This is a genomic window from Paenibacillus sp. GCM10027630 (genome assembly GCF_042676305.1).
Classification (GTDB): Bacteria; Bacillota; Bacilli; order Paenibacillales; family NBRC-103111; genus Paenibacillus_S.
On record NZ_JBHTGY010000036.1, the window covers coordinates 1 to 12,732 of the forward strand.

11 protein-coding genes are annotated in these 12,732 nt (G+C 45.8%); all 11 read right to left on the minus strand.

The genetic code is table 11. The features are described from left to right. Positions 1 to 948: 948 nt before the first annotated feature. Positions 949 to 1,392, minus strand: coding sequence for a PNPOx family protein (locus ACFQ0C_RS17075; protein WP_379368270.1), 444 nt, complete (start codon positions 1,390 to 1,392; stop codon positions 949 to 951). Positions 1,393 to 1,437: 45 nt separating this feature from the next. Further along, the gene (locus ACFQ0C_RS17080; protein ID WP_379368271.1) at positions 1,438 to 2,619 is read right to left on the minus strand and encodes an acyl-CoA dehydrogenase family protein; all 1,182 of its coding nucleotides are present in this window, start codon (positions 2,617 to 2,619) and stop codon (positions 1,438 to 1,440) included. A 22-nt stretch (positions 2,620 to 2,641) separates the two neighbouring features. Further along, positions 2,642 to 3,601 carry a VOC family protein gene (locus tag ACFQ0C_RS17085; RefSeq protein ID WP_379368272.1) on the minus strand — a complete coding sequence of 320 codons (960 nt, stop codon included), beginning with the start codon at positions 3,599 to 3,601 and terminating at the stop codon, positions 2,642 to 2,644. Beyond that, positions 3,598 to 4,533, minus strand: a complete 936-nt coding sequence (locus ACFQ0C_RS17090; protein ID WP_379368273.1) for a fumarylacetoacetate hydrolase family protein — start codon at positions 4,531 to 4,533, stop codon at positions 3,598 to 3,600. The genes ACFQ0C_RS17085 and ACFQ0C_RS17090 overlap by 4 nt, the downstream gene beginning before the upstream one ends. Positions 4,534 to 4,611: 78 nt before the next feature. Further along, positions 4,612 to 5,595 (minus strand): ABC transporter substrate-binding protein, encoded by a 984-nt coding sequence (locus tag ACFQ0C_RS17095; RefSeq protein ID WP_379368274.1) that lies wholly within the window; start codon positions 5,593 to 5,595, stop codon positions 4,612 to 4,614. A gap of 22 nt (positions 5,596 to 5,617) precedes the next feature. Further along, positions 5,618 to 6,973, minus strand: coding sequence for an MFS transporter (locus ACFQ0C_RS17100; protein WP_379368275.1), 1,356 nt, complete (start codon positions 6,971 to 6,973; stop codon positions 5,618 to 5,620). Between the two features lie 43 nt (positions 6,974 to 7,016). Continuing rightward, a complete protein-coding gene (gene pgmB / locus ACFQ0C_RS17105) occupies positions 7,017 to 7,673 on the minus strand; it encodes a beta-phosphoglucomutase (protein WP_379368276.1) in 657 nt (218 codons plus the stop codon). Between the two features lies 1 nt (position 7,674). Beyond that, positions 7,675 to 9,375, minus strand: coding sequence for a glycoside hydrolase family 3 protein (locus ACFQ0C_RS17110; RefSeq protein ID WP_379368277.1), 1,701 nt, complete (start codon positions 9,373 to 9,375; stop codon positions 7,675 to 7,677). Positions 9,376 to 9,399: 24 nt separating this feature from the next. Next, positions 9,400 to 10,230 (minus strand): carbohydrate ABC transporter permease, encoded by an 831-nt coding sequence (locus ACFQ0C_RS17115; RefSeq protein WP_379368278.1) that lies wholly within the window; start codon positions 10,228 to 10,230, stop codon positions 9,400 to 9,402. Further along, positions 10,227 to 11,156 carry a carbohydrate ABC transporter permease gene (locus ACFQ0C_RS17120; RefSeq protein ID WP_379368279.1) on the minus strand — a complete coding sequence of 310 codons (930 nt, stop codon included), beginning with the start codon at positions 11,154 to 11,156 and terminating at the stop codon, positions 10,227 to 10,229. Before ACFQ0C_RS17120 ends, ACFQ0C_RS17115 begins: the two co-directional genes overlap by 4 nt. 72 nt (positions 11,157 to 11,228) lie before the next feature. Further along, entirely contained in the window at positions 11,229 to 12,710 is a 1,482-nt protein-coding gene (locus tag ACFQ0C_RS17125) for an ABC transporter substrate-binding protein (protein WP_379368280.1), read from the minus strand. Between the last annotated feature and the right edge of the window lie 22 nt (positions 12,711 to 12,732).

Sequence of the window (12,732 nt, forward strand, 5' to 3'; positions counted from 1 at the left end):
TTTAACACCTAGATTGAGCTTTGCGAGAACACTATTGAGAAATAGGGTGTATGGATTAAAATTTGAGAGATATTGAAAGCGCTTAATTCGACAGCCTGAATTTCTCATGCTAATTCTAAGGATTTTGGCTGATTTCACCCATATCACCTATATTAGCGTGAGCTTTTCCAGTTATATTAGTTTCAAACGATATCCAAGCTGGATTAACGGGAGGATTTCCATCTATTACCTTTCTTCCGGTAGAGTAAGTAAGGCCTCACCTGCACATGCCCCTAAACAGCTCGCCAGTACTAGAATCCACGGAAGTGAACGGTAGTGCGGAAGTCATTGTTCCTCTATCAGCTGGAAAACTCAAAAAATAGAGGTATAACGGAAGTGCTAGTTCCGTTATACCTCTATTTTCATGAACAAATGCCCAGTACTTCCAACATAACGGAATTCCCACTTCCGCTATCTCCTTAGATTAGAACCGGCTGATGGAATAACGGAACTTTTAGTTCCGTACAAATCCTCCAGTGCTTGTCGCACCGCAGCTTCGCCCTATACCTATAATAATTCCCATTAAATTATGGAGTGCGTTAAACACCTTAAGCTCTAGTGTAACTCTACTCATTCTAAATTAATGTAGAAAGGTAGGTAGGCAGGTAGCAGGTAGGCACGTCGCCTACATTCTTCATTCCTTGGATAAACTTCTGATCGAAGCCCTTTCACTGATGATACATTCGTATCAACAAGGTAGTTTATATTACCAGATAACAAAGTTGAACCTCCGGTTCAAACTTACACTTCCTTATCACTTAGAAAGGGTATCCCCACTTTAGTTCGGCAAAAAATTTAAACATCCTTATATTATGTAGAAAAAATCCGCCATTTCGCGGATTTTTATCGTACAGCAGCAGCTAGTGATTATTTTCAAGATCTACATTTCCGTATATCAGTCTGACTTTCTTACTGTCGCAAAAGCGCGTATACCTCTGTATCCAGCTTCTTCGCTAACTCGGGATTATAAGTTTTTTCATAAGCAGGTTCGGTAATAATTTTACCCCCGTAAAATATTACATCCTCTACCGATTCGATATCCACGGTTACTACCTGCAGCTTCATTGTCAGTTCAACCACATCAGAAACCGATGCGGTTCCTTTTATGGCATAATAACTGCCTGCGCCAATAACTCCCAGAACAACATTGGGGTTGATTTGAATATTCTGGATGCTCGAAGCTTTATGACCGAGTGCAATTTTTATTTTAGTTCCTTCTTGATTGGCTATTACCCAAGATACCGCACTCAGCTGCGGCAGCATTTGATCGTCCATTGTAATCAGCGTAACAATCTTTTCTCCTTGAAGCGAGGAAACCAAATTCTGGCTTAAATGGTCCGCGGCTGTAGTCATAACTTGTGCACCTCAATTAACTATAAAATGGTAATATTTGTAATTTTAATATTCAATTTTCACCGGCAGTCCCAGTTCAAGCTTTCCGAAAATTTCGCCGAGCCAATCAAAGTTAAAGGCTTGATGCATAGCACCGGCATGAATATCCCTCCAGAACAATTGCAATAAATTATTTTCGGCGGCAGCTGCCGCACCACTGCTCATGAATATCGTTTCTGTAGCCTCTATGCACAACTCAACACAATAGGCATAATTACAACGAAGCTTAACCCTCTGAGCGTAATCCAGCACATGGCCTAATTCTACAAGGTCAAGCGATTGCTGCAGCAGCGCATTAGCTGCTTCAATTTTGGCCGCCACCTTGGCCAGCCGTATTTGCTGATGGGTCATGTCGGCTGCGCGATTTCCAGATTTCGTTTTATTTTTACCGATTACAGTATCCCGCCACAGCTCATATGCTCCCATAGTCGCACCCAGGATGACGGAAAGAAGTGTAGCCGGCATAACAGCGGATAGCTGGATTCGATAAAGCGGGGACGTATTTACTTGCATGCCCGGAGATATTCCATGTAGATTCCACGGCTCCAATTCAATAATCCGATGATCGGGAACAAATACCTCCTTCAATTCGAGCAGATTGCTCCCCGTCCCTCTCATCCCGATGACATGCCACACATCAAGCACTTGCAGGTCGGTCTTCGGTATCAGGAAAAACAGCACTTTCTTCTCCTGCTCGTTTAACGGCTGAGGAACTCCCATCGTGATCATCACCCAATCGCAGTGGTTAATCCCTGAAGAGAAGCCCCACTTTCCGCTCAGCTTGTACCCGCCTTCCGTGCGAGCTACCTGAGAGGTGGGTCCAGGATTAAGCGAGGTGGCTATACATGCGTCAGGGTTATCGCGCCATACGTCGGCTTGAGCCTGATCCGGCCAGAACGCCAACATCCAGTTATGAAGCAGGAGCAAGGAATAGCACCAGCCCGCCGAAGGATCGGCTTTGGCTACTTCGATTGCGCTAGCCGACAATGTCTTCCAGCTTAGCTCATGCCCTCCCCAGCGCTGTGGAACTAGAACCCGAACCAGGCCGGAAGAAATAAATTCCTGAATCGTATCGGCAGGCTGGTGCCGCAAATCCTCCGACTGCCGGGAACGTGCCCTTATAGGGTCAAAAAGACTTTTGGCGGTGGCGACAGCTTCCTCATGAGTAAATTTCATTACATCTTGCACATCCTTTTCCCCCTTAACCTCATTAATCATTTATTTCCGGTGTGCCGTAGGTGTGGAAAGTGGAAGGTAACGGATTTCCCCATGCCAATCCTCTAGATCTTTCCGCCTGTGTCCAAGTGATCGTCTCCCAGTCTGGAGCGAAAATCAGGAATCCGCCGGCGCATACCTCAATCCGGTTCCCGCCAGGCTCGTATACATAGACGAACATCGTTTGCCCGGCGACATGCTTGCTTGGGGCTGCTTCGATAAAGATTCCGTTGTCCATAAAAATATCTGCCGCACGAAGCACCATCTCCAAGCTTTCCACCTTATAAGCAAGATGGTGAAAACGGCCCTTATGTCCGGTTTTATCTAGCGATATTGCCATATCGTAGGATTTGTTCGTCACGTGAAGCCACGCGGTCGTCTGCTTCCCTTGCTCGGAAATCGCCTGCTCGCTTAGTCTGAAGCCAAGCTGGCTTCTCAGGAAGGAGCTGTCTGCGTCAACATCGGAGCTTAACAAATTAATATGATCCAGCTGGGTAACGGCAGCTCCTCTTGCTGCGAACTTTTGCGGCTGATTTTTCAGCGATGGCTTCAGATGAGCTGGCGTAACATAAGGGGCAGCTTCATAGAAGATTTCCATCACATGTCCGTCAGCATCGGTGAAACGGTATGTTTTTCCATGTCCGTAATCTCCGTCAGTCCAACCAATACCCAAACCGCTAACATCGATAGCTTGCGCCCGTTGTTCAAGCGCTTTTGGCGAAAACGCTCTTAATCCTACATGCCCCAATCCGGCCTTTGACGACTCAGTTAGCTTTAAGCTGTACAGCTGCTGATCTCCCCAGCCCCGGAGAAACACCGATTGCCCCTGACGGGAAACCTCCTCAAGTCCAAGCAGCTCCCGAAAGAAATGCAGGCTTTCTTCCGGCTTCGGTGTCAATAACTCAATATGCGCCAGATGAGCTATATCTCGAATGGGCTCCAGGCTCGCACTCATGATTTCGCCACCTCCACAATTTTTGTTTCGATAGCCCCGATTTCACTAATTTCCACCCGTACGACATCATCATTCTTCAGGAACAAATTTCTGGCTTCGCCTACCCCTCCTGGCGTCCCCGTGCAAATAACATCCCCTGGCTCCAGCGTCATGATGCCGGATAAAAATTCAATAAGCTGATTCACATTAAATAACAGCTGCTCCGTATTCGACTTCTGCCTTAGCTCACCGTTGACAGTCAATGAAATTTCCAGGCAATGCGGATCGGGAATTTCGTCCTTCGTTACCAGATAAGGACCCATAGGAAGGCTCTTATCGAGCGTCTTTCCTTGCAGCCATTGAATCGTTCTTTTCTGCATATCGCGGGCCGTAATATCGTTGACTACTGTGTAGCCTGCGACATAGTCAAGTGCGTCTGCCTGAGAAATATCCTTACCTCTCTTGCCGATAACAAATGCCAATTCCGCTTCATAATCTAATTTCTGCGTCAGCTTGGAGGAGAGAGGGAATTCATCGTAAGGTGCTGCAATAGCGGTGGAATACTTGGCGAATATAACCGGAAATTCCGGGAATTCCCGCTTCATCTCTTTGATATGATCTTTATAGTTGAGTCCGACACAAATAATTTTATTAGGACGAAGCAGCGGAGGTCCCAGCTTTATCTCCTCCAGCTTATATACGGCGGCCGGTCTGCTGCCTGATGAGGCAAATTGAAGTGCTGCCTTGGCAGCGTTTATCGCAATGTCTCCGTTTGCAAGGAAAGCAGTCGGATCTGACGGTAATAAAGCCTCTGCAATTTCCTCCGCTCTTTCCTGCCTCCCAGCTTTCAATTTATCGGCATAAGCCTGCTGAGGATCTACAATTGTGTTTTCATCTAATCGGATGCCAAGTCTAAAAGGGCTGCTGTTGATAGAATAAGTAACTAGTTTCAAAATGAATTCTCCTCTCCATGAATCAGAAATGGTCCAACTCGTAAGTCTAACTATGCACCATGCAAGATCTCTTGCAGTTCACTGGCCTGTTGATTTAGTAAAAAGCTCCTCAACCTTAAGCTGGCGCTTAATCAAGCCTTGCTCATAGGCATAGGTGACAAGTGTTTCCAATGCCTTTCTGTTCTTCTCCATACCATACGGCCAGAAATCATTGCCCATCAGCTGTTTAGTCTGCTCCAGCTCTGCAGCCAGCCATGGCAGCGTCACTCTTAAGGAGCCTATTTGACCCAAGCTCTCATAGTTCAACTCTTTCGCTCGAATGAATGCTTGAAGCATACTCATTGCGACCCATGGGTGCTTCTCCAGAATCTCGTCTTTGATAACTACAAAATGCATGATCGGGAAAATTCCCGTTTTCTGAAAATAGTTTTTTTCGGCGGATACATAATCACTAAACAATCTTATGACTTGACTCGAGCCCTTAACGAATGCGGAAGGTGCTCTCGGAGAAATAATGGCATCAATCTGCTTATCCAATAGCATCTGATTTAACGTCTGAGCAGATCCTATCGCTTCGAGCTTAATATTGGCAGGCAGTTCTATGGACACTCTTTCTCCCTGACGTTTAGGCGCATCTACTCCTCCCCAATACCATTCCATGTCAGAGGGATGCACTCCGTATTCATGCTGTAAAAGTCCCCGAACCCAGACAAGTGCCGTTACAGGATACTCCGGTACCCCTACTCTTTTTCCCCGCAGATCTTCAGGTTTATTGATCCCTGCATCCTTATGAATATAAATGGCAGAATGACGAAAGGTTCGTGATGGAAAAACAGGAATGGCCGTGAACTTCGGATAACCGCGATCCTTGGCAATCAAGTAAGAAGAAGCAGATAGCTCCGACATATCGAATTCCTCATACCGCATCATCCGAAAAAACACTTCCTCCGGCGGCAGCTTCAAATAGTTCAGATCGATCCCTGCCGGTTTTACTGAACCGTTAGCCAATGCCTGAGTACGATCATAGTCCGCGCATGCAAAACTTAAAATAAGGTCAGACATCCTAAGTCTCCTTTCTTTCGGTTTAGCCTGAATGTGGCAGCTCCTTGGTTTGTATTATTCGAAGCGATATCATGAGCATCAACAGGCTAATAACAACACAGGACACTCCCATCCAATTCAGCTGCCCGGTTGCAACCTTTTTACCGAAAACAATGCCAAGCAGGCTGGATGATAAGATCGTCCCGATAAACCTTGAGGTCATAAAGAGACCAGAAGCTATCCCTGTTTCTTCTTTAGATACGAATGTGTACAGCCCCGTTTGCAGACTCAAATTGAGCATTCCCACTGCAGCCCCGAGAATAGATAATATGGTAAAGGTAAAGGCTGCCGAGGAATCATCCTGTATGTTGGATAAAAGTACAGTCCCAATGATGAAGATCAGGTTCCCTATTAATAGAGGATACTTGGGGCCGCTATTGTCCAACCATCTTGCCACAAAAGGTGTAATCAATATTCCGAACATGGCAAGAGACAACATCATTAAGCCGGTTTCTTGTACAGTAAACCTCCGGACATCCTGCAAATAAATAGGAATCCCGAACGTAACCGAATAAAAAATGATGTTCACAAAAATAAATTGCATATAGATGTATGTCACGTTCAGGTTATTTTTCAAAAAATGAATATCGACGAATGGCTGCGCTTGACGGGTTTCATACCAATAAAAGACTAAGGTAAGAATTATGCTTGTTCCGAGCTTCCACCCATCCAGTCCATTGCTTAAATCCAGCAGGAAGAGCAGCCATAGAAAAAGCGTTAAAGAAAACAGCGCAATGCCGCAAAGATCAATTTTGCCTGCTCCTGTAGTTGATCCCACATCTGCCGGAATGATTCGTACAGCAAGCAGCAATGAAACCACTATGACAGGGAAATTGATTAAAAAGATCGCAGGCCAATCGCCATAATGAATTAGTAATCCACCTATTGATGGACCTACGGCAGCCGATGTGGAGGAAAACACCGATAAAATTCCCATAGCTCTTGCCTGGTTGTGTGTAATGCTGCTGCGTATAATCCCCATACCGGCAGGAAAAATAGCAGATGTTCCTATTGCCTGAACAACCCTGAATGCCATTAACCAATGAAAGGTTGGCGCAAGCGGCGCAAGCAGCGAGGAAACGGTGACAAGTGCCAATCCAATGAGAAATATGCGTTTTCTTCCAAACAAATCGCTTAATTTCCCCATAACCGGCTGTCCTATAGCGCTCGCCAAATAAAAAGTAGCGATTAACCAGGAGATGTCCATAAATTGGACTTGAAACTCCTCTTGAAGCCTCGAAAAAGCGACCGAAATCATCGAAGTATTTAATGGATTCAGAATCATTCCCAAAGCCACTGCTGTTAATAATAGATATTGTTTCTTTCTGTCTGGTTCCACGAGCAACCTCCGTCTATACGATAGAGCTGTGGCTAGGACAGCTTCACCGATCCGAGAGCAAAGAAATGAACTCGCTCATATCATGAATATGGAAATCTGCCTGTTCTTCCATGCATGCTTGACCGACTGCCACCACCTTCATACCTGCTCTTCGGGCCGCAATTATACCTGATGCAGCATCTTCTACAACCAGGCAAAGCTCTGGCTCCACCCCTAATCTCCCGGCTGCGATCAGAAATACCTCCGGATCCGGCTTACTGTTGCGAATGGAATTTCCGTCCGCAACAGCATCGAATTTATCCAGCAAGCCTAATTTCTCCAATATAAGAGGCGCATTTTTGCTTGAGGACCCGATGGCCATTCTGATCCTGTTCTTTTGTAAAAATCCAATGGTTTCTAATACACCAACGGCTGTATCACTATGACTCAGGCTGTGCAGCAGCTCTTTGTAATAACCATTTTTACGTTCAGCTAATTGAAGCTTCATTTCCTGAGAATAAGTATGCTCCGTTTGCTCCAGGATAATCTCCAGGCTCTCTGTACGGCTGACTCCCCGCAGTCGATGATTTACCGTCTCGTCGAATGTTATTCCCTCCTCATCACATATCCGCTTCCAAGCCAGATAGTGATAGTGGTCGGTATGGACGAGAACGCCATCCAGATCAAATATAACGGCTGCAATATTGGCAATTCCGCTCATGCTACAGCCTCGCCTCCCAATATTGGCAGAAGGGATCAACGGGATTTATACCTTTAAATTCCGATTTACCTAAAAGCTTATCGACAACGGCATCTATAATATACTCGTTACCCGTGTAAGAATTAATATAAGTGGGGATTCTCGGCACATCCTGAAGGTGGTATGGATTGGCCACGGAAATGAACAACGTCGGAAGCTCCGGTGTAAACCATGGCATATCGACTCCCATTGGGGCAGCCCAGTTAATGCGCAGGTTCGTCTGGTTGCTTGCAGTCTCCATGTTGGCAAAATACAGAGCTGCATCATACCTTTGCTTCATTTCCCTTATGGAGCCGAATACTTCGTCAAAATTATAATTGTTCTTGTCGAACAGGGTAACTTCAAAGCCCTCTTCCAACAATCGTTCCACCATTTGCTTGTGAATGTTCGGCTTTGTATGGCGGCGCCCTTCATCCCCTTGGACAAAAAATAAAAGGCGCCTATGCTTCTCAAGGTTCAACGGCAGCAGCTTTTGCGTGTCTTTGACCAGCGTTACGGCAAGGTCTGCACATTGCTTCGCCCATTGCTCGTGCTCTGTGCACTGCAATACGGACAACGCATCCGCTTCCGGTACAAGTGTTCCTTCCCTCTGCTGTTGATGCAGGCCGAGTGAAGCCTTCAGTGCTAAAATCCGGGTTACGGCCTCATCCACCCTGGACAACGTAACCATTCCCGTCTCCAGACCTTTCATCATGAAATCATAATCTTCCTGGATGTTTTTGTTGAACAGGAACATGTCGCAGCCCGCTGCAATCGATTTAGGCACTGCGATTTCCCGCTTCTCCGCCATCGTAAACCCGGCCATGCCTGTTGAATCGGTAACAATCATTCCATTGAAGCCAAGCTGTTCACGCAATAGGCCCGTGACCAGTTCCTGCGCCAAAGTGGCTGGCATCAGCTCCTCATCTGGGATACCCGGAACGAGCTTGCGGGAATACGAAGGCAGCATAATATGCCCTATCATGATCGTGTCGGCCCCAGCCTCAATCAGCTCCTTGTATACCAGGCCGAATGTAGCGTCCCATTCCTCCGTAGACATGGAATTAATCGACGTCAATAGATGCTGATCCCGATCGTCCACCCCATCCCCCGGAAAATGCTTTACGGAAACAGCCATACCGCTCTCTTGGATACCTCGGGTGTAGGCTTTGGCCATTCGCGCCACCCGCTGCGGATCGGAACCGAAGGTTCTTACATTGGTGATCGGATTGTTGAAATTCAAGTCGATATCAACAATAGGAGCAAAGGTCCAGTTGCAGCCAACGGCCCGCCCTTCCCTGCCGCATACTAAACCAAGCCGATACGCCATCTCCTCGTTATCTGTCGCAGCTACCTGCATAGGCTTGGCAAAATGAGTGCCATTCTTCGCAATTCCGTTTCCTCCAGCTTCCAAATTAGCAGAAACAAGCAATGGAACAGCTGTATTCGACTGTAAAAATCGATGAATCTCTTGAACCGTCTCTCCCTGCCCTGGCCGATACATCATTCCCCCGGGCTTGATGTTCTCAAGCAGCCCTTTTAATTGCTCCCGGTCATCTGTGAAACCGATTGGACAAAACAATTGACCGACCTTTTCCTGGATCGACATGAAGGCCAACGTCTCCTGCACCCAGCGTATTTCCTCATCCTGCAGATTGAATGGCTTTGCCGCCAAATTAACCATAGTCAGTACCTCCTGTAATCCTCTCTAACCTTTTACCGAGCCTGCAATACCCTCCACAAAAAACCTTTGGAATGCAATAAAAACAATGATAACGGGCAGCAGCGCAATTGTTGCTCCGGCAGTCAGTCCTGTAAAGTCCACTGAATTTTCGCCTGCAAAAGAATACATACCTACGGAAAGCGTTCGTAATTCGGGTTTGTTCAATGTAAAGATTAATGGTACAAAAAATGAATTCCATGTAAAAATGACCTGCATAATGCCCGTTGTCGCAATAATTGGCTTGGAAATCGGAAGCATGACCTGCCAAAAAGTCCGAAAGAATCCGCAGCCGTCTATTTCGGAGGCTTCCTCCAGCTCCTTGGGAAGTCCTTGAAAATAGGAAGTGAACAACAGGATGAATAAAACATGCGCACCTGATGATTCTGCAAGAATTACGCCAGGCATCGTGTTTAGAAGCCCCAAGCTCTTCACAACCTGATAGACCGGGATAATCGTATACCCTTTGGGAATAAACATCGTCGCTGTAATGGCTACAATAAACAGTTTTTTACCGGGAAAATCCACTCGTCCCAAAGCGTATCCGGTCAAAGCGCATAACACAACGACGATAATAACTGCAAAGAAGGTTAAAATGATCGAATTTTTAAAATAAGAGGAGAAATTGGCAACCTCCCAAGCCCTTGCATAGTTCTCCCACAAAAAATGCTTCGGCAACAGGCTCAGGCCTGAGCTGATATACTCCACATTATCTTTAAAGGATGAGAAGATCATCCATATAAAGGGATATATCCACACCAACCCAATGGATAGTAAAGCAACATGCAGCAAAGGCTGAGTCCACTTGGCGCTTTTCATCCGACCTTCACTCCTTTCCGGCTTGTTTTCGCGGAACCATTCGTCAATTTAACTAAGCCCCCCAAGACAAGCGTAATCGCAAAGATAGTGATTCCGAACACAATGCCAGCAGCCGAAGCGTAGCCCAACTGAGGGAATCCATTGTTGCCAAACGCAAATTGGTAAATATATAAATCAACCATGTCCGTTGCAAAATACGGTCCACCATCGGTTAAAGTTTTGACAAGATCGAACACATGCATGCCATGAACAACGGTCAGCAGCAGGATTACGGTTCCTACCGGGACAAGCAGTGGCAACGTAATATATCTCAAAGTGTTCCACGGCCCTGCGCCATCGATTTTGGCGGCTTCGTAAGCGTCCGCAGGAAGTGCTTGAAGACCAGCCAGCCAAAAAATCATCGTCATTCCAAATATTTTCCAGACACCCACCATAATTAGAACAGCCATAGCAGTGAATGACGTGGCTAGCCACGGAATGGGCTGATTGATGAAGCCAAAAGCTTGCAGTACATTGTTTACAAGCGCATTTTCATTGCCAAAAATAAATTTCATGACAATCCCAATAACAGCAGCTGTCGTAACAACCGGCAGGAAAAATAAGGTTCGGTAAAATGTTTTCCCTTTCAAATACGACAAATTCAAAATAATGGCTGTGATCAGCGTCAATGGAATAACTATTGCGGTCTGTACGACAATATAAATCAGATTGTTTTTATAGGCATTCCAAAAGGCGGGATCCTGAATCACCTTTTTAAAATTGCCAAAACCAATAAAGTCACTCATCGGACCAAATCCGCTCCAATCATAAAACGAGTACACATAGCTCATCGCGATTGGATAGATTGTAAATACGAGAAAGAAAATAAGCTGGGGTAAAATAAACAGATAAGCCCATAAATATTTCCTTGTGAGTCTGGAATTCATCCTTTCACATCCCTTATTTAAGAAGGAGCCCTTATTGGACTCCTTCCCAAGTTTTTCTTGGTGTTGAAACGCTTATTTTTTATAAGGCTGGAAGGGCTGCCAATCCGGGAATATGTAGTCGGACTCGCTAACTTTGCCCCCGTCGGACTGGACTTTTTTCATGCTGTCAAAAAATACCTTGTTCGTTTCATCCGATAATTGGGTTAAAGCTGCTTTAACATCCTTGAGTTGTCCGGATAAGTAACCTTCCGCTATATTCGATAGCGTTGTCTTAGGAAACTTGCCGCTCATCTCCGTAGCTACTTTCAAGGTTTCGATATTTTTAGTGAAAGGACGTGGAACCAGCTTTACCGTCTCGCTTTGAATTTTAAGCGCTTGCGCAGCAATGGGATGCGTGATCTTGGTGCTTTCGTTTTGAGCCATAATCGGAGAATATTCGATTCCGTCACGAAGCAATTTCGGATACAATTCATCCATCATGAACTGCAGGAACAGCTTAACCTCATTGTAGTGCTTCGTCCCTTTGGAAACATAGAACGATGCGTTGGAGCCGCCTTTATACATGGCATATTGCGGCTTTCCATCCAATGTAGGCAATGGAGCTACGCCATAATCGTCTAGCTGCTCCTTCTTCATCTGATTGGAGAAGAATGCGCCATCCATTACGAGAGCGGCTTTCCCCGCCTCCATCAATGCAGTCCCTTCACGGAAAGACATAACGACGCTGTTCGGGTGAAGCAGCTTTTCATCCTGCAGCTTCTTGAAATAATCCAATGATTGAATAATGCCTGGGGAATCAAATTGATATTTACCCGTCTTATAATTAAATGGCGGAACATTGAGGTCCGGAATGACCTCCGGCGTAATCGCCGTTGCCATCTGTTGAACAATGAGAGGAAGCTGGCTTGTAGCTTTCACACCAACAATCAATCCATAGGCCTCACCGTTCGTTGCTTCCTTTACTTTTTTACTGAATTGATAGAGCTCATCCCATGTTTTCGGGATGTCTTTTTCCGTTAAGCCTGCTTTTTTCAGAACAGCTTTGTTATAATACATCACCTGGCTTGTCCGCATCGGGTTAAACAGCGGCAACCCATAGACTTCACCGGCCATCATCGTTTCGCCTTCGGAGAAGGTTCCTTCGTAGAACTGCTTCTTTTTCTCCTCGGTAATCAAATCATTAAGAGAACGAATAACCCCTAGACGCGTTAATTGAAATACCGGAAGATTCGGATGCGCACCAAAAATATCGGGGAGATTATTGCCTGAGATAGCCGTTTGCGTTTGTGCCACATACTGTGCGAAAGGCACCGCCGTATATTTGACTTTAATATTCGGGTATTTTTTCTGAAAGGCTTCAATCGTTTCGTTGATCTGTTTATTCGCTTCTTCCCATCTTCCCCACATCTCAAGCGTAACCGGTTCGTTGCTCTGCGCCGTATTCTCTGGCTTCTTGGATTCGGCTGCAGGACTTGTGCTTGAAGAGCATGCCGATAAAACACTTCCCATAGCTAAGGCGAGAGTCATTGCCGTCAGCAGCATTTTCTTTTTCATGTTCGAGCCTCCCTTTTGATCA

Bases quoted from the DNA above. Each gene is read 5' to 3' on its own strand.
- ACFQ0C_RS17075 (WP_379368270.1), bottom strand. From the start codon at position 1,392: ATGACTACAGCCGCGGACCATTTAAGCCAGAATTTGGTTTCCTCGCTT.
- ACFQ0C_RS17085 (WP_379368272.1), bottom strand. From the start codon at position 3,601: ATGAGTGCGAGCCTGGAGCCCATTCGAGATATAGCTCATCTGGCGCAT.
- ACFQ0C_RS17095 (WP_379368274.1), bottom strand. From the start codon at position 5,595: ATGTCTGACCTTATTTTAAGTTTTGCATGCGCGGACTATGATCGTACT.
- pgmB (WP_379368276.1), bottom strand. From the start codon at position 7,673: ATGAGCGGAATTGCCAATATTGCAGCCGTTATATTTGATCTGGATGGC.
- ACFQ0C_RS17110 (WP_379368277.1), bottom strand. From the start codon at position 9,375: ATGGTTAATTTGGCGGCAAAGCCATTCAATCTGCAGGATGAGGAAATA.
- ACFQ0C_RS17115 (WP_379368278.1), bottom strand. From the start codon at position 10,230: ATGAAAAGCGCCAAGTGGACTCAGCCTTTGCTGCATGTTGCTTTACTA.
- ACFQ0C_RS17120 (WP_379368279.1), bottom strand. From the start codon at position 11,156: ATGAATTCCAGACTCACAAGGAAATATTTATGGGCTTATCTGTTTATT.
- ACFQ0C_RS17125 (WP_379368280.1), bottom strand. From the start codon at position 12,710: ATGAAAAAGAAAATGCTGCTGACGGCAATGACTCTCGCCTTAGCTATG.